Below are 20,407 nucleotides of genomic sequence, written 5' to 3'. Positions count from 1 at the left end.
GAGGCCTCCATGATCCGTACTTCAGGATCCGTACTTCTCCACGATCCCGGACAGCGCGGCGATCACCGGCGCGAGCGGCGCGGCGATGCCGCCGTCCTGCGCGAGAATCTGCCAGCTCCGGTAGGTCAGGTGGTAGACGAACAGGTCGTTGCCGGAGGCGTTCTCGACTCCGGGCAGGCTCGCGAAGCCGGAAGCGTCGATCTTCCGGTTCAGGTCGGCCAGTTCGGTCGCGGTCAACCGACCGGTCCGGTTCACGCTCGGCTTGAGCCGGAACAGCGTGAACCCGCCGTCCTGGCGGACCTCCAACCGATCGACCAGGCCCGCGATGCCGCCCCGGCGCCCAAACTCGATCAGCGCGGTGGTCGCCTGGCCCGCCGACCCGGGTGTGTCCACCGCACTCGCCGACGCGTCGCGCGAGGGCTGCCCGGCGCGCGTGGCGGTCGCGGCCGGTGGCGGTACCGTGGCCCGCGCCGCGGGCGAGCCGGCCGGCGGAGTCCCGGAGCCGCCCTGGGCGCACCCGGCCAACACGAGGCTGGCCAACGCCACGCCGGCCAGCGCACGCCCGGAGAGCGCACGGCCGGCCAACGCACGACCGGACAGCGCACGACCGGCCGATGTGGGCCCGGCCAGTGCGGGCCCGGCCAGTGCGGGCTCAGCCAACGCACGCCCAGCCAGCGCAAGCCCAGCCAGCGCGGGCCCGGCCAACAGCATCACGCGGCCGATCCTTCGTCGCATCGAACACCGCCCATCTCCGGATGAGCGATTCTCGGCCGCTGCGCACCGGTGCGTCAAACGCCGGCGGTATTGGCCGTCCCGAGCAGAAGCTCGGCCGCCGCCTGGCGGCAGGCCAGGCTGCCCCCCGAGGTGGATACGTGCACCGCGCCGTACACCGCGCCGGCCAGCCCGGTCTCCACCACGACGCAGTCGTCGCGCGCACCGATCAGTACCTTCAACGCCTGCGCGACCCACTCGTGGCGGTGCGCGTCGCGCACCACGATCACGATCGGGCGGCCGGTCGCCGGTGCCAGGGCGACCTGGTGCAGGTCCACGCCGTCGACGAAGTCGGTCTCTCCCAGCCGAACCCCGGTGGTACCGGGCAGCGCGGCGGCGAACAGGTCGATCATGCCCCACGGAACGTCGTCGCCGACCGCGATGTTGCTGGGCGGCGACAGCTCCACGACGTGAGGGGCGCCCGACAGCGGCAACAGCCGGCTGCCCACCGGCGCGGTGAGGCGGATCGCGCGCCGGGCCGCGGCCAGCCCGAGCTGGCCGTCCCGCGGCGGCCTCCGGTCATCCGCCAGAGCGCGCTGCCCGGCGGTCCACGCGGCCAGTTCAGCGACCCGGCTGGCGGCCTCGACCAGCCGCGCCTCGGGCAGGTCGCCGTCGACGACCGCGGCCACGATCGCGTCACGCAGCAGCGTCGCAGTGTGCTCGTCGGCGTGATCGCCGCCGACACAGACCGCGTCGACACCGGCCGCGAGAGCCCGTACCGTCGCGCCGGCGAGCCCGTACGGGCCGGTCACCGCACGCATCTCGATCCCGTCGGTCACCACGAGCCCGGTGTAGCCCAGCTCGCCGCGCAGCAGGTCGGTCATCACCCGCCGGCTCAGCGTCGCGGGCAGGTCCTCGTCGACCGCCGGTACCAGCAGGTGGCCGGTCATGATGGCGCGCACGCCGGCCGCGATGGCCGCGCGGAACGGGACCAGTTCACACTCGTCCAGCTCGGCACGGGTCGCGGAGATGACCGGGATGAGGTGGTGCGAGTCGGCGCTGGTGTTGCCGTGCCCGGGAAAGTGCTTGGCGCACGCGGCGACGCCCGCCGACTGCTGGCCGGTGATCCAGGCCCGGGTGTGCCGGGCGACCAGGTCCGGGTCGGCGCCGAACGCGCGCACACCGATGACCGGGTTGTCCGGGTTGGAGTTGACGTCCGCGTCCGGCGCGTAGTTCAGGGTGACTCCGGCCTCGGCGAGGTCGCGCCCGACGTCCCGGGCCACCTCGGCGGTGAGGTCGGGGTCGTCGACCGTACCGAGCGCGTAGTTGCCCGGCCGGGTGCTGCCGGTACGCGCCTCCAGCCGGGTGACGTCGCCGGCTTCCTCGTCGACGGCGACGATGACGTCGGGATTTGCCCCGCGCAGCGCGGCGGTGAGCGCGGCCACCTGCTCCCGGCCGGTGATGTTGCGGCTGAACAGCGCGACCCCGCCGAGTCCGGACTCCAGCCGGCGCAGCAACCACGGCGGTGGACTCGTGCCTTCGAACCCGGGCTGCAGCACCGCGTCCGCCAGCCGTTCAAGTTCGAGGCTACGGGCGTGGCCGCGTGCCATATGCGCTCCTCGGGTGTCCCCGCCGTCGAGGCGATCCATTGTGGTGTCAAATTCTCGGTGAGATCACCGAAACAGTCAAGAAACTTATCAGTTTCCATCCGGTGAGTAGCCTCGCAGAATCAGCGGTGTTCAATAGGCGACCCTGCCGAACGAACGGCCCTGTTCGATGGACGGCCCCTGTTGGATGGGTGGCGCTGTTCGACTGATGGCGCTGTTCGACTGATGCCTCTGTTCGACGGACGGCTCTGTTCGATGGGAGAGAGACCGAGGACGGTCGCGGAGGGAGGCGGATCCGTGACGGATCCTTCGGGCGGCGACCTGACCCGCTTGACGCTCAACGAGGCGTCCGCGGCGGTGACCGGCGGCCAGCTGTCCCCCGTCGAACTGACCGAGGCGTACCTCGACCGCATCGCCGCGGTCGACCCGGCGATCAACGCGTACACCACGGTCGTCGCCGATGCCGCCCGACGGGACGCGCGGGCGGCCGAGCACGACATCGCGCACGGGCGGCATCGCGGCCCGCTGCACGGGCTGCCGGTCGGGCTCAAGGATCTGTTCGACACCGCTGGGGTGCGCACCACGGCCGGATCGGCACTGCGCCGGGATCACGTACCGGCGACCGACTCGGCGGTGGCCGCCCGGCTGCGCGAGGCCGGCGCTGTCCTGCTGGGCAAGCACGCCACGCACGAGTTCGCCTGGGGCGGCACCACGACCAACCCACACTTCGGGCCGACCCGCAATCCGTGGGACCTCGACCGAATCCCAGGCGGCTCGTCGGGCGGGTCGGCCGCGTCGCTCGTCGCCCGTACCGCGCTGGCCAGCGTGGGTACCGACACGTGCGGCAGCGTACGGATTCCGGCCGCGCTGTGCGGCTGTGTCGGGCTGAAGCCGACGTACGGACTGATCGACCTGACCGGCGCGGTACCCCTGGCACCGTCGCTCGACCACGCCGGCCCGCTGGCCCGGACGGTGGCCGACACCGCGCTGCTGTTCGACGTACTGAGCGGTGCAGCGGGGCGCGCAGGGAGCGCCGGGGAGGCCGGGGTCGGCACCCGGGCCGGTCTGGGCCGGGACGAGGAGGGGGACCTGACCGGCCTGCGGGTGGGCTGGCTGGGCGGCTGGTTCTCCGACGTCCTCGACGCCGAGGTGGCCGGCGTCGTGGCCCGGTGCGCCGGACGCCTCGCCGACCGGGGCGCCGTGGTGGAGAACCTCGACGCGCCCGACTTCGGCCCGGTCACCGATCGGGTCTTCGACATCGTGCTCGCCGAGGCCGAGCCGTATCATCGCGCGGCATTCCGCGGGTACCCGGAAATGTTCGGGCCCGACCTGCGCGCGAACCTGTCACTCACCCCACCGACCGCCGCCGAGCTGGCCGCGGGGCGGCCGGTCCTGGACCGCCTCACCCGCTGGTTGGACGCCGCGCTGCGCCGGGTCGACGTGCTGCTGGCCGCCACCGAGCCGCTGCCCGCTCCGCCGATCGGCGCCGGCCGCGTCGACGTCGGCGACCGGGACCTGCACATCGAGTGGGCGCTGACCCGACTCACCTCGGTCTTCAACGTGGCCCGCCTGCCGGCGCTGTCTGTCCCTGGTGGACTGTCGGCCGGTGAACTCTCGGCTGGTGGACTGTCGGCGGGCGGGTTGCCGATCGGCGTGCAACTCGTCGGGCGGCCGCTGCGCGAGGTGGACGTGCTGCGCGCCGGGCGGGCGGCCGAGGTGTCCCTGGGCGATCCGCCCCTTCTCGGGCGGTAACCGCCTCGATAGCGCCGCGAGTTGCCCGTGACCACTTCTCAATTCAGGTCGTCGGATGTACGGTCACCTCAACCTTCATGGTCACCTCGGTTGGGGGGCTACCATGGCAACTAATCCACCCGCGCTTCGCCGCGACGCGATCGGTCTGCGCGAGGTCCTCTTCCAGAGCATCACGGACATGGCGCCCGGAGCCGCCATCGCCGCCTCGATCCCGGCCGGCGCCGCGTTCGCCGGTGGTTCGCTGCCGCTGGCCGTGGTCTTCGCGCTCATCGCCTGCCTGTTCTCCGCGGTGTGCGTCGCCGAACTGGCCAAGCACATGCCGGCCGCCGGGTCTCTCGCGACCTACGCGGCCAACGGCCTGCACAACGCCGTCGGGTTCCTGGTCGCCTGGGCGTACGTGCTCGTCGGCATCCTCATCTCGCCGCTCGTCCTGCTCCAGCTGGGTTTCACCACCGCGTCGACCATCAACTCCGAGTTCTCCGGCTACCCTGCGAATCTGTGGTGGCCGTGGACCATCCTGGGCGCGCTCATCGTGATGGCCGCCGGTCTGTACGGCGTACGCGCGTCGGCCGGCCTCGGCACGATCCTCGGGGTGTTCGAGATCGGCGTGTTCCTGGTGCTCGCCGTGCTGCTGATCATCCACGCGGGACACGGCAACACGCTGTCCGTGTTCGGCACCGGGCACACCCCGGCCGACCACCACGGCATCACCGGCGTCATCGCCGGCTCCATCTTCACCATCCTCGCGTTCGGCGGATTCGAGGGCGCCGCGCCGCTGGCCGAGGAGGCACGCGACCCGCGGCGCACCATCCGCCGCGCGGTGCTCGGTGCGACCCTGACGATCGGCGTTCTCTACATCGTCACCACGTACGCGGTGGATGTCGCCTTCGGTCCGGACAAGTTCGCCACGTTCGGCAGCTCCGGTGCCTCGTCCTGGGAGGGGCTCGCCCGGCAGTTCTACGGGCTCTTCTGGTTCTTCGTGTTCCTGGCCATCGTGAACTCCACCATCGCGAACGCGAACGCGGGCGTCAACGTGTCCAGCCGCACCGCGTACGCGATGGGCCGCATCGGCGCGTTCCCGTACCGGCTGGCCCGCATCGCGACCCGGCACCGCTCGCCGTACGTGGCGATCCTCCTGGTGACCGCGGCAACCGTCGCGGTGTCCCTGGGGTTGGGCTTCGGGTACGACCCGGTGACCGCGTTCTCCGTGGTGGGCACCGGCATCGTCATCCTGCTGGTCGCCATCTACGTGGTCACGAACGTCACCTGCATCGCGTACTTCCTGCGGCGGCGGCGCGCGGATCGGAACATCGTGCTGCACGTCGTGGTCCCGGTGCTCGGCGTCCTGGCGTTCGTGCCGGCCTGGTTGACCGCGGCCGGGCTGCCGGTGTTCTCGTTCGTGTCCACCCTGACGCCACCGATCTCGTACGCCGGCCCGGCCGTCGCGATCTGGATGGTGCTCGGCATCGGCTACCTGATGTGGCTGTACCGCCGGCACCCGCAGCGGGTCGCCGACGTGGCCCGGGTGCACCTGGACGAGGAGCTCGGTGACGAGCCCGGCGAGCAACCGTCCGTCCCGGCGATTCCAGTGGCTCCGGTATGACCGGGGCAAGTGTGAGCGGGGCGGGCGTGCTCAGGTTCCGGCCCTCGGCGGGTGACTACGTCTGGACGTTCGGCGGCGTCCCGCCGGTCGCGCGGGTGGCTCCCGGCACGGTACTGGAGCTGTTCACCGAGGACTGCTTCGCCGGACGGGTACGCGGAGTCGACGACCTCGTGTCCCGGGTGGTGGAGTTCCCGTTCGTCAACCCGCAGACCGGACCGTTCTATGTGGAGGGTGCGGAACCGGGCGACACGCTGGCCGTGCACTTCGTGTCGCTCGAACCGGCCCGGGACTGGGCCGCGTCCACGACCGTACCGCTGTTCGGCGCGCTGACGTCCACACACGCGACCGCGACCCTGCAGCCGCCGCTGCCCGAGGTGGTGTGGATCTGGCAGCTCGACCGGGAGCGCCGGCTGTGCCGCTTCGAGTCACGGTTCAGCGAGTACACAGTGGACCTGCCGATGGACCCGATGCACGGCACGGTCGGCGTCGCACCGGCGAACCTGGAGGCGCGCTCCTCGCTGGTACCGGACTCGCATGGCGGCAACATGGACACCCCGGAGATGCGCGCCGGCGTCACCTGCTACCTCGGCGTCAACGTGGAGGGCGCGCTGTTCTCCCTCGGCGACGGGCACGCCCGGCAGGGCGAGGGCGAAACCTGTGGCGTCGCCGTGGAGTGCGCGATGGACACGGTCGTCATCGTCGACCTCATCAAGGGGTGGCCGTGCCCGTGGCCCCGCCTGGAGTCGGACACGCACATCATGTCGACCGGGTCGGCCCGGCCGCTGGAGGACGCGTTCCGGATCGCCCAACTCGACCTGGTGCAGTGGCTGGAGTCCGACTACGGGCTGCCGGCGCTCGACGGGTACCAGCTGCTGTCGCAGGCGGTGGAGGCACCGCTGGCAAACGTGGTGGACACCAACTACACGTCGGTCGCGAAGATCCGCAAGCAGTGGCTGCCCGGGTCGCCCGCGGCGGGCGGCGTGCACACCAGGCTGCGTGAGCAGGCCGCCGCCTACCTGGCCAGCCGCTGAGGATCCCGCCGGCGCTGCGTGTCTTGGCGGTGCTGCGGGTCTTCGCGGCTCTGCGGGTCCTGCCGGTTCTGCGCCTGCCGGTCGCGCAGCCAGGCGTACCAGTCCGCCAACCCGTCGCCGCGGGTGGCCGACACCGGCATCGGCGCGAGCCCCGGCCGTACCGCCGCGACCGCCCGCTCGAACGCGGCGAGATCCACCTCCAGGTACGGCAGCAGGTCCACCTTGTTGAGCAGGAGCAGGTCCGCGCCGCGGAACATGTGCGGGTACTTCAGTGGCTTGTCCGCGCCCTCGGTCACCGAGACGACCACCGCCCGGGCACTCTCCCCCAGGTCGAACAGCGCCGGGCAGACCAGGTTGCCGACATTCTCCACGAACAGCACCGATCCCTCGGGCGGGTCCAGCTCGCGCAGCGCCCGGGCCATCATCGCCGCGTCGAGGTGACATCCGGTGCCGGTGTTGACCTGGAGTGTGCGACACCCCGCCGCACGCAGCCGCCACGAGTCCAGCGCGGTCTCCTGGTCGCCCTCGATGACCGACACCGGGGTCGAGCGGGCGACCTCCCGGACGGTGCGCTCCAGCAGCGTGGTCTTGCCCGACCCGGGTGAACTCATCAGGTTGACGGCGAAGATGTTCCGGTTCGCCAGCCACTCCCGGTTGCGCGCCGCCAACCGGTCGTTCTTCTCCAGTACCCGCTGCTCAAGGGGGACGGTAGTGGTAGCAGCGATCGTGGGGGCGGCGGCGATCGGGGCGGCGGCCATCGGGGCGGCACAGCCGCAGCTTCCACACATGTCAGGTCACCTCGACGGATTGGACAGTCTCGGATCGGACCGTCTCGACGGATCGGATGGTCAGGTCCTGCCCGTGCAGCACCTCGACGTCGGCGCTGCCACAGGCACACAACAGGATCGGATCGTCGACGCGGAACTCCTCGCCGCACGAGCGGCACCGCGCCCAGCCGTCCGGCTCCTCGATGTCGAGCCGCGCACCGTCCACAGTGGTACCGGCCGCCGCGAGGTCGAAGCAGAACCGGATGGCGTCGGGTACCACGCCGGACAGCCGGCCCACCGACAGCCGCACGCGCGTCACCCGCGCCTCGCCGCACCGCAGCCCGATCGCCTCCACGATGCTCTCCGCGATCGCCAGTTCGTGCATGCCGGACCCCCTCAGCAGATGCGCGGCAGCGGGTCGCCGACGAGCAGGTCGACGATGCGGGTGCCGCCGAAGACGGTGTTCAGCAACACCAACCCGGGCGGGTCGGCGGCGACCCTGCCGATGATGGCCGCCTGCTCGCCGCCCGGGTGGGACCGCAGGGTGTCCAGGGCGGTCTGCGCGTCGTCCGGGCCGACCACCGCGACCATGCGCCCCTCGCAGGCCACGTAGAGCGGGTCGATGCCGAGCAGTTCCGCGGTGCCGCGCACCGGTGGACGCACCGGTACGGCGACCTCGTCCACCACCACCGACACGTCGGCTGCCTTGGCGATCTCGTTGAGTACGGTCGCCACCCCGCCCCGGGTCGCGTCGCGCAGCGCCCGCACCCCCGGTACGGCGCGCAGCAGCGCCGCCACCATGCCGGACAGCGGTGCGGTGTCGGAGGTCACGTCGGCCTCGATGTTCAGCTCTCCGCGCGCCAGCATGACGGTGACCCCGTGCTCGCCCACCGGTCCGGAGACCAGCACCACGTCGCCCGGCCGTACCGAGGCGATGGACAGGTGCACGCCCGGAACCATCGTGCCGATCCCGGCGGTGTTGATGTAACAGCCGTCGGCGCCGCCGCGCTGCACCACCTTCGTGTCGCCGGTGACCACCTGGACGCCCGCCGCGGCGGCGGCCTCGGCCATCGACGCCACGATGCGCTCCAGGTGCTCGACGGCGAAGCCCTCCTCCAGGATGAACCCGGCCGACAGGAACATCGGCGTGGCACCCTGGACGGCGAGGTCGTTGACGGTTCCGTTGACCGCGAGGTCACCGATGTTCCCGCCCGGGAAGAACAGCGGCGACACCACGTACGAGTCGGTGGTGAACGCCAGCCGCGCGCCGCCGGCGACCAGTTCGGCGGCGTCCTCCAGCCGGTCCAGCACCGGATTGCCGAGCCTGCGCAGGAACACCGACTCGACCAGGGTCTGGGTGGCCTTGCCACCGGCCCCGTGCGCCATCGTGACGCGCTGCTCCCGCAGCCTGGCGCTCCCGCGCCGTACCCGCTCGATGCGGGCGAGTACCTGTTGCTCATGCGCGACTTGCTCATGCGCGACACTCACGCGCGACTCGCCTCCCTGACCCGTTGCCGGCTGAACCGGCCGAAGTTGTAGTACGCCGCGCAGGCCCCCTCGGGGGACACCATGCACGTGCCGATCGGCGTCTCCGGCGTACACGCCGTGCCGAACACCTTGCACTCCCACGGCTTGAGCACGCCCTTGAGCACCTCGCCGCACTGGCACGACTTCGGATCGGCGACCCGAAGCCCGGGCAGCTCGAAGACCTGCTCGGCGTCGAACGCGGCGAACTCCTCGCGCAGCCGCAGCGCCGACGACGTGATGAAACCCAGCCCTCGCCACTCGAAGTACGGCCGCAGCCGCATCGTCTGGGTGATCGCCCGCAACGCGATCGGGTTGCCGTCCCAGGGAACCACCCGGCCGTACTGGTTCTCCACCGCGCAGCGCCCCTGCGACAGCTGGAGCATCAAGAGGTAGATGGACTGCAGGATGTCCAGCGGCTCGAAGCCGGCCACCACCACCGGTTTGCCGTAGTCGCGCGCGATGAACTCGTACGGCCGGCAGCCGATCACCGTGGACACGTGGCCCGGGCCGAGGAACCCGTCCAGCCTCAGGTCCGGCGAGTCGAGGATGGCTTTGATGGCCGGGATGATGGTGACGTGGTTGGCGAAGACGAAGAAGTTGCGCAGCCCCTCGGCCTTCGCCCGCAGCAGCGTCATCGCGGTGGACGGTGCGGTCGTCTCGAATCCGATGGCCATGAACACGACCCGCAGTTCCGGCCGGTCCCGCGCGATCGCGAGCGCGTCCAGCGGCGAGTACACCATGCGGATGTTCGTGTCCCGCGCGTTCGAGTCGAAGAACGAGCCGTTGCCTCCCGGTACCCGCATCATGTCGCCGAACGACGTCATGAGCACCCCCGGCTGCCGGGCGATGTGGATCGCGTCGTCCACCCGACCCATCGGGATCACGCACACCGGGCACCCCGGCCCGTGCACCAGCGTGATGTTCTCCGGCAGGTAGTCCTCCAGCCCGTGCTTGTAGATGGTGTGCGTGTGACCGCCGCACACCTCCATGAACTTGTACTCCCGCCCCGGTTCGGCGAGCCGCGCGATGCGCGATGCCAGCGCCCGCGCCCGGTCCGCGTCGCGGAACTCGTCCACGTACCGCATGTGTGTCCCTTCCCCGCTCACCTGCCCGCCCGCAACCCGGGCGGGTCTGGCGGCCCTAGCCGATGTTCGATTCCCGCAACGCGTTCAGCTCGTCGTCGTACGGAGTGCCGAGGCTGGACAGGAACGACAGCACGGCCCGTGCCTCGTCCTCGGAAATCTTCGACAGCGCGAACCCGACGTGGACCAGCACCCAGTCGCCCAGCCGCAGGTCCTGATCGGACAGCAGCGCGACGTTGATTTTCCGGCGTACGCCGCTGACCATCACCACCGCGAGATCGGGCTGCTCGTCGACGGTGTCCACCAGCTCACCGGGAATGCCCAGGCACATCGACCGCGCTCCTTTCCCGCCGGACCACCACGTCTGGCGCACTCACATCTGGCGCACTCACGTCTGGCGCACCTACATCTGGCGCATCTTCAGGTACCGGCGGATCTCCGGCCACTGCCGGGCCACCACCGCGAGCATCGCCACGCCCGCCACGATCCCGATCGACGACAGCGTTTTCTTCACGCGCCTCACCGCCCTTCCCGTCCGGACCGCCTCTGAGGTCCGGCACTGCGACAAACGCCCCGGCGGACTCGGCGAGAATCTCCGCCGCCAGGGACTTGACCATCCCGACAGCCGCGTCCAGCGCACCGCGCACCGGCGCGCTCAACCCGACGACGACCTCTTCGTCGGCTCCGGTGTCCGGAATGAACCCGGGTTCGCAGCACACCACGTACGTCCGGGCAGGGCTGCCGCCGAACTCCCGCGCCAGGGCCAGTACCCGTACCGGATCCATGCCGTGGGTCTGCAGGTCGACGCTGCCGGTCGACGGGGCGCTCGGCTCGATGACGGTCAGCGTTCCCGGGGCGTACCCGCGCGGGGACGCGTCGACCAGGATCGCGGCGCGGTAGTCACGCAGCAACGCGTACGCCAGGTCCATGCCCCGGATCCCGTACTCGACGATGTCCACGCCGGGCATGGCCGCACCGGCGGCGGCATCGGCGCCGGCCGTGTCCGCGCCGGCGGCCAGCCGCCGGACCACCTCGCAGCCGAACCCGTCGTCGCCCAGGAAGATGTTGCCGATGCCGGCCACCAGCACCCGCGCGCCGGCCGCCCCCTCGGCACCCGGCTCCAGCGGCCGCACCTCCTCGGGCGCGTAGAAGAACCGGTGACCGGGCATGCGCGCGTCGCCGAGGTCGCGACCCGGGTCGTCGGCGACGGTGACGGCGAGGAAGACGTTCCCCTCCCCGTCCTGCTCGACGGCCTCGACGATCGCGATCCGGCCGTCGAGCGCGAGGTCGAAAATGTCGGAGCGGCCGCGTGGCCGCAGCCGGACCCGGCTGCCCGACCGCACCGTCACCCCGCCCACGGTCACGGTGTCGGGGCCGCGGCTGCCCATCACGTCCCAGAATTCCCCGCCGGTCCCAGGCTGGGTTTCGGCGGTCCCAGGCTGGTTTCTGGTGGGCGCGGGCTGGCTTCCGGCAGGCTGGTTTCCGGCGGGCACAGGCTGGCTTCCGGCGGGCACGAGCTGGCTTCCGGCGGGCACGGTGCGGTCCTTGGCGGTCACGCGCGGCTCCAATCCCCAGGCCTGCCCGGCCCGCTCGCCGACCCGAGCGGCTGGACCCGCTGGAGCCGACCGTGCAGGCGCATCAGCTCCTCCGGGGTCAGCGCCGCGCAGCGCTCCAGGATTTCCCGGGCGCGCGGGTCGCTGTCCCGCATCTCGCGCCGCTCCTCGTCGGAGAGCGTGAGAATGCTCAGGGTCAGCAGCTGGTCGATCTCGGTGGCGTCGAACAGGTCACCCGGGCTCTCCGGCGCGACCCGGGGGTAGTCGGGCAGGATGACCGGCGCGGACAGCATGGCGTGGCGGTCGCCCTCGGCGCCGACGAGCACCGGCCAGGCGCCGACGTTTTCGCAGCCCGCGGCGAACTCCGCCAGGTGGTCGGGCGGGTCGGTCTGCGAGACCAGCCGCGCCCGGTCGGTGCGGATGACGGTGTGAGCCGCGACGAACGTCCGGCGCAGCGCGCCCGGCCGGTCGTGGCCGTACCACGCCGTCGTGTTGACGACGCGTACGGTCAGCCGGTAGAGGTCCGGCGCGACCCGTTCGGCGCCGACGTCCAGCCGCCCGTGCAACTCCTGCCACTGGCGCAGGAGGGCGCCCTCCCGCCGGTCGTCGTCGGGCGAACGTAGCCACTCGACGCGGCGGCCGGCCGCGATCCGGACCGGTACGTGGCACGGCGCCTCGGCGAGCTTGGCCAGCGGCAGCTCCCCGGTCAGCACCTCCCGTTCGGTGGCCTCTTCCCAGGGAAGGTAGCGCTCGGTACCGACGACCAGCTCCGGTACCGGCTCCAGCCGCCCGAGGCGCAGCCGGCTCACGTTGCGCACGACGACCTGGAGAAAGCACACCCGCACGTCGACCGTGTCGTCCGGGCCCGCCTCCACCAGGCACTGTGTCTGGTTCAGGTGCGGACCGGCCTCGTACGCGCTCCCGACCGGCCTCGGGTACACCCCGCCGATCGTCCAGCGATGCTGGTTCTTCAGGGCCGAGCGCCGGTACGGCCAGAGCAGGTACCCCTCGTAGAGCACCGCCTGGGCCACCTGCCGAACCATGTCCACGTCAGGCACCGTGTCCCTGGGCGGCACCGGATCCCTGGGCGGCACCGGGTTCATTGTGGACATCGCCCGCCGGCCGGTCGGCAGCGTCCAGCAGGGCTTCGATCGCGCTCTCCCAGTTGGGCAGCGCGTGCCGCGCCCGGAAACCGTAGAGCCGATCGAAGACGGTGTGGTCGAGCCGCAGCCACGCGGTCCCGGGAAAGTACCGCGCCATCAGGTCTTTCCACACGCGTACCGGCATCCGGTACGCCGCCTCGGTGCTCCACGGGATCCGGACCGCCCGCAGCGCGCCGCCCGACTCGGCACCGTCGGAGCAGTAGAAGACCGTGCCGCTGAACAGGAACTCCAGCGGGACGTCCCCGTCGTCCAGCGCGTGCAGGTACTTGGTCGCGACGACATCGAAGTCGTACGTGCACGGCACGTGGATGTCCACCACCGTGTCGCCGTCGAACTCGGGTACCTGGCTCGTCACCTGTGTCCACAGGAGACTCCTCAGGTTCCGGCCCCACTGGTCCGGCGCCCCGAACAGCTCCACCAGTCGCTCCTGGCTCGACGCGTCGTAGCGCCGGACCGGGGCCGCGATGCGGAGCTGGGTGTGGAGGGCCAGTGACCGGATCGCCGGGTACCCGTCGGCGTGGACCCGCGCGCGGAACCGGAGCGTCGGCACGGCGGCCAGATCGACCGGCTCCGCCGACTCGATCGCGATGGACAGAACCGGGACGGCGGCATGCGTACCGGCGGGTGCTCCAACGGGTGTGCCGGCGACGGCACTCGGTGTGGTCACGGTCGCGGTTCCTTCTCAGGCCGGCGAGAGGTTGGGCATGCCGGGCGCGATCGGTTCGCGCCGGTGCGGGTTGATGCCCGTGGACCGGGCCGCCGTGGAACGCCCGTCGGGCAGGTGTCCGCGTTGCTTGTAGTAGTTGCCACGCGCGTTGCCCTCGCCGACACCCTTGGTGTGAGACGGCAGGGACGGTGACACGTCCGGCCGCCCGACACTGATGTCCGCGCGGACTTCGTCTTCTCGGCTAACTTCGTCTTCTCGGCTAACTTCGTCTTCTCGGCTGACTCCGCCATCTCCGCTCATCGGAGCGCTCCCTCCACTGTGGATGCCGGCGTCGCTGGGGCGGCCGGCTTTGCTGGGGCTGCCGGCTTCGCTGCGGTTGCCGCGTTGGCCGCGCCTGCCGGGGATTCGTGCCGGCGGGCGCGGACGGTCCGCGCCCGGTCGTGCAGCCGCCGGACGTACGCGGCCGTCTCGTCCCAGACCCGCTGGCCGCCGGACAGTCCGGACCAGTGAGTGCGGATCAGCCCGACGAGCGCGTAGCAGTCGTCGATGGGTACCAGCCAGTAATCGCGGGCATCGCGCGACCGGTTGACCAGAAGAGCCTCGGTGTCTGGCTGCATCGTGTCCAGCACCGGGTTGGCGCGCACGAGGCTGGCCCAGCTGTCGAGTTCCAGGCCCGATTCGACGGCCCCTGCCGGGCTCGGGTAGAACGCCACGACCCGGCCGGCGCGGCTGTCGTAGAAGAAGAACGCCATGTCCACCGGCAGGCGCAGCCGCTCCCAGGCCGCGTCGTCGAGCACGAACTCAGGCAGGTACCAGCGCCGGTCCGGGACGAGCCGGTAGTGCCGGCCGCCGGCCGTGGCGCGGTCGAACAGCACGACGCAGGCGTGGCAGGCGCACCGCAGCGTACGCGCCACGGTGTCCAGCAGGTGCCGGTGCCCGTCGGCGATTGGTTCGGCGCACAGTTGGCACTGTTCGGCGTCGGTACCGTCGGTACCGCCGGCAACATCGGCACCGCCGGCACCGCTTCCGCCGGACGAGTCCGCCGCGCCGGCGATGAGGCGGTACAGGCCGGAGGGCCCGCTCGTCGTGCTCATACCTGCTCGGGCTCCGTCCGCACCGGCCGTGCCGCCACCGTGGCGTGCCGGCGCAGGCTGTCGAGCGGGATCAGGGCCGGCTGCCGCTGTTCGTACTCCACCTCGACGCCGGTGACCTCCGGAGCCGCCGCGCGTACCGCCTCCGTCAACACCTCCTCGACAGCCGCCCGCGACGACCCGCACCCGCTGACGTTGCCGACCCGCAGCCGCGCGACGCCGCCGGTCACCTCGACCAGCCGCGCCCGCGCCCCGTGCAGCCGGGAGCCCAACCGGTCGATCGCCCGGCCGATGCGCTCCGGCGCCTCCTGCGGGTGCAGGCCGTGCAGCAGCAGGAGATGCGCCACGAGGTCGTCGCCGACCAGGTCGGCGGCGAACGCCTCGCCACCGGTACGGCGACCCGCCGAGGCCATCCGGTCCAGTCCGTCGCCGTACAGCGCGAGCAGCGCCTGAACGAGTGCCACCGCCGTTCCCCGGGCCGGTTCGGGCAGCGCCTCGACCCGCTCCAGCCGCTCCTCGACCGTGCGCACGCGCTCCAGCTCCCGCTGGCCGTTCACCGACATCTGGCTGCTCACCGACATCGTGACTAGCCACCCACGCTCGTACCGAGCGTCGGTGAATGCAGCCGCTTGACCACCGCGCCGTCGCCCAGGTACATGTGCACCCCGCAGGGCAGGCACGGGTCGAAGCTGCGCACGGTACGCATGATGTCGATGCCCTTGAACTTGTCCCGGCCGTTCTCCTCGAAGATGTGCATCCCGGTCACCGCGTCCTCGTACGGTCCCGGCGTGCCGTACTTGTCGCGGGGGCTGGCGTTCCACGGCGTGGGCGGGTACGGGTGGTAGTTGGCTATCTTGCCGTCGCGGATGACCAGGTGGTGCGAGAGCACTCCGCGCACCGCCTCGTGGAAGCCGCACCCGATCGCCTCGTCCGGCACCGTGAAGTCGGAGAAAACCTTGGTGTTGCCCGCCCTCACCTCGGCCAGCGCGTGCTCGACGAAGTACAGTGCCGCGGCGGCCGCGTACGCGATGAAGTACACCCGGGCCCGGTCCCGTTCCAGGGTGTTGGACCACTGTGGAACCTTCCACTCCAGTTGCATCTCCGGGAAGGCGGCGCTGCGCGGCAGGTTGATCTGGACGCTGCGACCGGTGGCCTTGACCGTACCGATGTCTACCTTGCCCGCCAGCGCCGTCGCCCACAGCCGGGCCAGCGGCCCGCCACCGGTGTCCAGCGCCAGGTGTTCCTTCGTGGCCGGGTTGAACCAACGCGGGCTCATCACCCAGGAGTAGTTGCCGTTTTCCAGGTCGCGCTTCTGCGGGCGGGGCAGCGTCGTCTGGTTCCACGGGTGCCGCTGGTCGATCGGGTTGCCCAGCGGGTCGTGGGTGACGAACGTTTCCTCGCCCACCCAGTCGTCGTAGTACGAGCTGCCGAGCAGGATGCGGATGCCGAGGTTGATGTCGACCAGCTTGGTGGTCAGCAGCTTGCCGTCCAGCACGATGCCCGGGGTCACGAACATCTCCGCGCCCCAGTCGTTCATGTTCCGGTAGTCGTAGTCGACGTGGTGCGGGTTGTTGAACGCGCCCCAGCAGCCGAGCATGATGCGCCGCCGGCCGACTTCCTCGTAGCCGGGCAGCGCCTCGTAGAAGAAGTCGAACACGTCGTCGTTGCACGGCACGGCCTTCTTCACGAAGTCCAGCACCTTCAGCAGGCGTACCAGATAGTCGGTGAACACCTGCGGCGTGGCCACCGTCCCGACCCCGCCCGGGTACAGCGTGGACGGGTGCACGTGGCGCCCCTCCATGAGACAGAACATTTCCCGGGTCAGGCGGCTCATCTGCAGCGCTTCGCGGTACATCAGGCCGGTGAACGGGTTGAACGCGCGCATGATGTCCGCGATCGTCTTGAACCCGTGGATGTCGCCGTGCGGGGCGGGAGTCTTCTCCGCGCGGCGCAGGAGGCTCGGGTTCGTCTCCTTCACCATCTGCTCGCAGAAGTCCACGAACACCAGGTTGTCCTGGAAGATGGTGTGGTCGAACATGAACTCCGCGGCTTCGCCGAGGTTGATGATCCATTCCGCGAGCGGGGGCGGCTTGACGCCGTAGGCCATGTTCTGCGCGTACACCGAGCAGGTGGCGTGGTTGTCGCCGCAGATGCCACAGATCCGGCTCGTGATGAAGTGCGAGTCGCGGGGGTCCTTGCCCCTCATGAAGACGCTGTACCCGCGAAACATCGACGAGGTGCTCTTGCACTCGACGACTTCCTGGTTGTTGAAGTCAATCTTCGTGTAGATGCCTAGATTGCCGATGATGCGGGTGATCGGGTCCCACGACATGTCGACGAGTTCGCGGGTCTCCGCCTGCGCCTTGTTCGCCTTCAACGTCTGGCTCACCGTCGGTGTCCTCCTGTCGGTCCGGCTTGACGGCCGGCTCTAGCGCGGCCAGCGCGGCTGGTACCCGCTGGTCAGCTCGGCCCGGTTGTGGTGCCACCGGGGCTCCTCGTTGACGGTCTTGTTGGTGATGGACCGCAGCCTGCGGATCAGCGAGCCGTACGTGCCGGCGATCGCGACCGACACGGTGGCGCCCGGCGGCTGGTCCATGAACGGCATGAACTTGTCCGGGAACCCGGGCATGGTGCAGCCGATGCAGATCCCGCCGACGTTCGGGCAGCCCCCGATGCCGTCCATCCAGCCGCGTTTGGTGACGTTGCAGTCGACCACCGGTCCCCAGCAGCCCGTCATCACCAGACACTTCGGCGAGTTGTAGTCGCGGGCGAAGTCGCCCTGCTCGTAGTAGCCGGCACGGTCGCAGCCCTCGTGCACGGTCTTGCCGAACAGCCAGGTCGGGCGCAGCTGCTCGTCCAGCGGGATGGTCGGTGCCGCGCCGGCCGCCTGGTACAGCAGCCAGGTCAGGGTCTCCATGAAGTTGTCCGGCTGCACCGGGCAGCCGGGTACGTTCACGATGGGCAGCCCGCCGGCCGAGCGGAAGTTCCAGCCGAGGTAGTCGGCGAGGCCCATGCAACCGGTGGGGTTGCCGGCCATCGCGTGGATGCCGCCGTAGGTGGCGCAGGTACCGGCGGCGAGCACGGCCCACGCGCGCGGCGCGAGCCGGTCGATCCACTCCGGCAACGTGATGGGTTCGCCCGTCGCCGGATCGTTGCCCATCGACGACCAGTACCCGTCGCCGTTGATTTTCTCGTTGGGTATCGACCCCTCGACCACGAAGATGAACGGATCCAGTTCGCCGGCCGCCGCCTTGTGGAACGCGGCCATGAACTCGTCGCCGGTCTCGGCGGCCAGCACCTTGTTGTGCAGCACCACTTTCGGCAGCCCGGGTACCAGCCCGGTCAGCACGTCCTCGATGCTGGGCAGTTGGGCCGCCGTCACCGAGACCGTGTCGCCGTCACAGCTCATGCCCTCGGACGTCCAGAGAATGTGGATCGGCTTCTCGGTCGACTTCTCGGTCGACTTCGCGCCGTCGCCGCTCTGCTGCTCGAGTACGGTCACCGCAGTGCACCCCCAATGCCGGTGGTCGCTCGTACGCCGTTACCGGCAGCCAGCGCGGCGAGGGTGAGCTCCCACAGTACGTGGTAGATCGTGGTCTGCGCCTCCTGGATCCGGTGGACCGAAGGCGATGCCACGACGAACAGGTGGTCGATGGTCGACAGGCCGGCCATCCTCCCGCCGTCGCCTCCGGCGATGCCGACGGTCAGCAGGCCGCGGGCGTGCGCCTCGTCGAAGGCGTTCAACAGGTTCGGTGAGTTGCCGCTGGTGGACAACCCCACGGCGATGTCACCGCGGCGACCAAGCGCGGCGATCTGGCGGGCGAACACAGCGTCGAACCCGACGTCGTTGGACAGCGCGGTCACCAGTGCGACGTCACCCGCGAGAGCGAACGCGGGCAACGCCCGCCCGGACCCGCCGTTACCCGTGCCGTCGCCCGCGCCACCACTGCCCGTGCCGCCATTGCCCGCGGTGTCGCTGCCCGCAGTGTCGCTGCCCGCGCTGCCGTTACCCGCGCTCAGGAAGAGACTGGCCAGGTCGAGCGCGTCGGTGCTGCTGCCGCCGTTGCCGAACGCCAGCAACCGGGCGCCGGCCGCGAACGCGGCGGCCAGATCGGCGGCGCACGCCTCGATCCGCGTGGCGTCGCGCCCGACGACCCGGCGCCGCAACTCGATGACTTCGGACGCCTTGCCCGCGGCCGACTGACGAAGGTCGGCCAGCAGGTCGGGGTCGCCTGTCGTGTCGGCGATCGGGTCGCCCGTGAGGAACGGGTACAGCGCGTCGGTCATCTCCCCACCACCGCGATGGCTTCCCGGGCGTGGACCAGGATCGCGTCCCCGACCGTCGCGCGGACCAGCGCCACGCTGACCACCTCTGTGCCCTCGCCCACCTCGACCAGAGCCATCGCGTCCGGGAGCAGGCGCAGTACCTTCGCCGTCACGGCCAGGTCCGCACAGGTCAAGCACTCCCGGGTGTACCCGGGTGCGCTCTCCCCCGGTGCCCTCTCGCCCAGTGCCCGCTCGCCCAGTGCCCTCCTTGCCGGTGTCACGGCCGCCTCCCCGCGACAAGCACCCCGGAGCCGGCGGGGTCGACACGGCCCGTGGAGCCGGCCTGCGGTACCGGCAGCCCACGCAGTTCCAGGAACACGTGAACCAGTTCCCAGAGCAGGTGGTACGCCGTGACGTGCACCTCTTTGACCACGCGCGGATCGCCCGACCGGGCGAGCAGGACGTGGTCCGCTTCCGGCGACGAGCCGATCGCACCGCCCGTACCCACGCCGCCCGTACCCACGCCCACACCGCCCGCACCCGCGCCGCCCCCGCCCGCGCCGCCGAACAGCGCGACGGTGAGCAGGCCGAGCCGCGCTCCCTCGCGCAGGCCACGCAGGACGTTGACGCACCCGCCGTCCGCGGAAATGCCCAGGGCGATGTCCGCCGGCCGGGCCAGCGTGCGGATCTGATGGGCGAACACGTCCGGCAGCCCGGGACGCCCAGCTAGCGCGGTCAGCGACGCCACGTCAGCGGTCAGCGACACCGCCGGCAGCGCCGGCTTGCCGATGATCACGGGATGCATGAACTCGACCGCGACGTGGTGGGCATCGGTCCCCGCCGCGCCGTTGCCGAAGGCGATCAGCGTGCCGCCCCGGTGGAACCGGTCAGCCATCGCCCTAGCCGCCCGCACCAGCAGGTCGGCGTCGGCGGCGAGCGACTCGGCCGGCCCGACGCGCTGGGCGAAGCGCTCCCGCGCAGCGGAGGCGAGGTCCGGTGTCCGCATCGGCATCGCTTTCTGTCACGGCATGGACTGGCTGCATGACGGACATTACGCGCGACTTACGGATCAAACCGGTGAACAGTCGAAAACTCTCATGCGCGGGCAAATGGCGCAAGCACGTACCGCTCTGCTTACCTGGACGCAACACGACGGCTTTCCGGCCCAGCGTCACGGCACCTGCCGGGTCCCCTTCGCCGCGTCCCCTTCGCCGCGTCCCCTTCGCCGCGCCCTCGCCGCGCGTCCCTTCGCCGTGCGCCTTCGCCGCGCGTCCCCTTCGCCGCGCCCCCGCGCCGCGCGCTCCCTTCGCCGCGCCCCTGACCGCGCGTCCCCCGCGCCGCGCGGCGCCGCACCGGAGGCACCCTCCCCCACAACCTTTGCTCTGCTTACTCATACGCAACCCAAACGGCGTTCGAGTGTTGCGTCCAGGTAAGCAGAGCAAAGGCTGCCGGACAGACACCTCCCGCCGCTCCCCGCCCGGCTCGACGGTCTCCCGGTCTCGGCGCCTCAGCGGCTCGGGGCAGGCGCCCCGGCCTGGTCACAGGCTCGGGGCAAGAGCCCCGGCCTGATCACCGGCCGAGGCGGAA

21 protein-coding genes are annotated in these 20,407 nt (G+C 71.1%); 3 read left to right on the top strand and 18 right to left on the bottom strand.

Features of this window, described 5'->3' with window-relative positions; translation table 11 throughout:
- Window positions 1-21: 21 nt before the first annotated feature.
- Both Raf01_RS14820 and Raf01_RS14815 read right to left on the bottom strand, forming a co-directional pair.
- Window positions 22-714 (bottom strand): TrbL/VirB6 family protein, encoded by a 693-nt coding sequence (locus Raf01_RS14820; protein WP_203918417.1) that lies wholly within the window; start codon window positions 712-714, stop codon window positions 22-24.
- 74 nt (window positions 715-788) lie between these two features.
- Window positions 789-2,321: a glycoside hydrolase family 3 protein gene (locus Raf01_RS14815; RefSeq protein ID WP_203918416.1), complete on the bottom strand. Its 1,533-nt coding sequence runs from the start codon at window positions 2,319-2,321 to the stop codon at window positions 789-791.
- A 294-nt stretch (window positions 2,322-2,615) separates the two neighbouring features.
- On the opposite strand from Raf01_RS14815, the gene Raf01_RS14810 reads away from it, so the two are divergent.
- The 3 genes from Raf01_RS14810 to Raf01_RS14800 all read left to right on the top strand — a co-directional run bounded on the left by Raf01_RS14810 (window position 2,616) and on the right by Raf01_RS14800 (window position 6,704).
- On the top strand, window positions 2,616-4,070 hold the full coding sequence (locus tag Raf01_RS14810) for an amidase (protein WP_203918415.1): 1,455 nt from the start codon (window positions 2,616-2,618) through the stop codon (window positions 4,068-4,070).
- A 103-nt stretch (window positions 4,071-4,173) separates the two neighbouring features.
- Window positions 4,174-5,673, top strand: coding sequence for an APC family permease (locus tag Raf01_RS14805; protein ID WP_203918414.1), 1,500 nt, complete (start codon window positions 4,174-4,176; stop codon window positions 5,671-5,673).
- Between the two features lie 11 nt (window positions 5,674-5,684).
- Complete coding sequence (locus Raf01_RS14800; RefSeq protein WP_373319530.1) at window positions 5,685-6,704, top strand: acetamidase/formamidase family protein; 1,020 nt, start codon at window positions 5,685-5,687, stop codon at window positions 6,702-6,704.
- Here Raf01_RS14800 and hypB read toward each other — a convergent pair.
- The 16 genes from hypB to Raf01_RS14720 all read right to left on the bottom strand — a co-directional run bounded on the left by hypB (window position 6,686) and on the right by Raf01_RS14720 (window position 19,826).
- Complete coding sequence (gene hypB / locus Raf01_RS14795) at window positions 6,686-7,492, bottom strand: hydrogenase nickel incorporation protein HypB (protein WP_239133615.1); 807 nt, start codon at window positions 7,490-7,492, stop codon at window positions 6,686-6,688. The two genes, Raf01_RS14800 and hypB, sit on opposite strands and share 19 nt — an antisense overlap.
- A gap of 1 nt (window position 7,493) precedes the next feature.
- Complete coding sequence (locus Raf01_RS14790) at window positions 7,494-7,856, bottom strand: hydrogenase maturation nickel metallochaperone HypA/HybF (protein WP_203918412.1); 363 nt, start codon at window positions 7,854-7,856, stop codon at window positions 7,494-7,496.
- Between the two features lie 11 nt (window positions 7,857-7,867).
- The gene (hypE, locus tag Raf01_RS14785) at window positions 7,868-8,959 is read right to left on the bottom strand and encodes a hydrogenase expression/formation protein HypE (protein WP_275412986.1); all 1,092 of its coding nucleotides are present in this window, start codon (window positions 8,957-8,959) and stop codon (window positions 7,868-7,870) included.
- Window positions 8,956-10,083 (bottom strand): hydrogenase formation protein HypD, encoded by a 1,128-nt coding sequence (hypD, locus tag Raf01_RS14780; RefSeq protein ID WP_203918411.1) that lies wholly within the window; start codon window positions 10,081-10,083, stop codon window positions 8,956-8,958. The genes hypE and hypD overlap by 4 nt, the downstream gene beginning before the upstream one ends.
- A 55-nt stretch (window positions 10,084-10,138) precedes the next feature.
- Window positions 10,139-10,411, bottom strand: a complete 273-nt coding sequence (locus tag Raf01_RS14775; RefSeq protein WP_203918410.1) for a HypC/HybG/HupF family hydrogenase formation chaperone — start codon at window positions 10,409-10,411, stop codon at window positions 10,139-10,141.
- Window positions 10,389-11,636, bottom strand: a complete 1,248-nt coding sequence (locus tag Raf01_RS51245) for a hydrogenase maturation protease (protein ID WP_203918409.1) — start codon at window positions 11,634-11,636, stop codon at window positions 10,389-10,391. Before Raf01_RS51245 ends, Raf01_RS14775 begins: the two co-directional genes overlap by 23 nt.
- The gene (locus Raf01_RS14765; protein ID WP_203918408.1) at window positions 11,633-12,682 is read right to left on the bottom strand and encodes a hypothetical protein; all 1,050 of its coding nucleotides are present in this window, start codon (window positions 12,680-12,682) and stop codon (window positions 11,633-11,635) included. The genes Raf01_RS51245 and Raf01_RS14765 overlap by 4 nt, the downstream gene beginning before the upstream one ends.
- A gap of 1 nt (window position 12,683) precedes the next feature.
- On the bottom strand, window positions 12,684-13,463 hold the full coding sequence (locus Raf01_RS14760) for a DUF6084 family protein (protein WP_203918407.1): 780 nt from the start codon (window positions 13,461-13,463) through the stop codon (window positions 12,684-12,686).
- 15 nt (window positions 13,464-13,478) lie between these two features.
- Window positions 13,479-13,658 (bottom strand): hypothetical protein, encoded by a 180-nt coding sequence (locus Raf01_RS14755; protein ID WP_203918406.1) that lies wholly within the window; start codon window positions 13,656-13,658, stop codon window positions 13,479-13,481.
- 101 nt (window positions 13,659-13,759) lie between these two features.
- On the bottom strand, window positions 13,760-14,557 hold the full coding sequence (locus Raf01_RS14750) for a DUF5947 family protein (protein ID WP_203918405.1): 798 nt from the start codon (window positions 14,555-14,557) through the stop codon (window positions 13,760-13,762).
- Window positions 14,554-15,129 (bottom strand): NifU-related iron-sulfur-binding protein, encoded by a 576-nt coding sequence (locus tag Raf01_RS14745; RefSeq protein WP_203918404.1) that lies wholly within the window; start codon window positions 15,127-15,129, stop codon window positions 14,554-14,556. The genes Raf01_RS14750 and Raf01_RS14745 overlap by 4 nt, the downstream gene beginning before the upstream one ends.
- Window positions 15,130-15,140: 11 nt before the next feature.
- Window positions 15,141-16,943, bottom strand: a complete 1,803-nt coding sequence (locus tag Raf01_RS14740) for a nickel-dependent hydrogenase large subunit (protein ID WP_239133614.1) — start codon at window positions 16,941-16,943, stop codon at window positions 15,141-15,143.
- Between the two features lie 39 nt (window positions 16,944-16,982).
- Window positions 16,983-18,056 (bottom strand): NADH-quinone oxidoreductase subunit B family protein, encoded by a 1,074-nt coding sequence (locus tag Raf01_RS14735; protein ID WP_239133613.1) that lies wholly within the window; start codon window positions 18,054-18,056, stop codon window positions 16,983-16,985.
- Window positions 18,053-18,841, bottom strand: coding sequence for a D-sedoheptulose-7-phosphate isomerase (locus tag Raf01_RS50530; protein ID WP_203918403.1), 789 nt, complete (start codon window positions 18,839-18,841; stop codon window positions 18,053-18,055). Before Raf01_RS50530 ends, Raf01_RS14735 begins: the two co-directional genes overlap by 4 nt.
- On the bottom strand, window positions 18,838-19,101 hold the full coding sequence (locus Raf01_RS14725; RefSeq protein ID WP_203918402.1) for a HypC/HybG/HupF family hydrogenase formation chaperone: 264 nt from the start codon (window positions 19,099-19,101) through the stop codon (window positions 18,838-18,840). The genes Raf01_RS50530 and Raf01_RS14725 overlap by 4 nt, the downstream gene beginning before the upstream one ends.
- Window positions 19,098-19,826, bottom strand: coding sequence for a D-sedoheptulose-7-phosphate isomerase (locus Raf01_RS14720; RefSeq protein WP_203918401.1), 729 nt, complete (start codon window positions 19,824-19,826; stop codon window positions 19,098-19,100). The genes Raf01_RS14725 and Raf01_RS14720 overlap by 4 nt, the downstream gene beginning before the upstream one ends.
- Window positions 19,827-20,407 lie beyond the last annotated feature (581 nt).

It is taken from the genome of Rugosimonospora africana, from assembly GCF_016862975.1.
Lineage (GTDB): Bacteria > Actinomycetota > Actinomycetes > Mycobacteriales > Micromonosporaceae > Rugosimonospora > Rugosimonospora africana.
The sequence above is the reverse complement of the archived record's forward strand: the minus strand, read 5'-3'. Positions and strand labels throughout refer to the sequence as shown.

Excerpts from the sequence above, each read along its gene's own strand:
- Raf01_RS14805 (WP_203918414.1), top strand. The coding sequence starts at position 4,174 with ATGGCAACTAATCCACCCGCGCTTCGCCGCGACGCGATCGGTCTGCGC.
- Raf01_RS14815 (WP_203918416.1), bottom strand. The coding sequence starts at position 2,321 with ATGGCACGCGGCCACGCCCGTAGCCTCGAACTTGAACGGCTGGCGGAC.
- hypB (WP_239133615.1), bottom strand. The coding sequence starts at position 7,492 with ATGTGTGGAAGCTGCGGCTGTGCCGCCCCGATGGCCGCCGCCCCGATC.
- Raf01_RS14775 (WP_203918410.1), bottom strand. The coding sequence starts at position 10,411 with ATGTGCCTGGGCATTCCCGGTGAGCTGGTGGACACCGTCGACGAGCAG.
- Raf01_RS50530 (WP_203918403.1), bottom strand. The coding sequence starts at position 18,841 with ATGACCGACGCGCTGTACCCGTTCCTCACGGGCGACCCGATCGCCGAC.
- Raf01_RS14750 (WP_203918405.1), bottom strand. The coding sequence starts at position 14,557 with ATGAGCACGACGAGCGGGCCCTCCGGCCTGTACCGCCTCATCGCCGGC.
- Raf01_RS14720 (WP_203918401.1), bottom strand. The coding sequence starts at position 19,826 with ATGCGGACACCGGACCTCGCCTCCGCTGCGCGGGAGCGCTTCGCCCAG.
- Raf01_RS14790 (WP_203918412.1), bottom strand. The coding sequence starts at position 7,856 with ATGCACGAACTGGCGATCGCGGAGAGCATCGTGGAGGCGATCGGGCTG.
- hypD (WP_203918411.1), bottom strand. The coding sequence starts at position 10,083 with ATGCGGTACGTGGACGAGTTCCGCGACGCGGACCGGGCGCGGGCGCTG.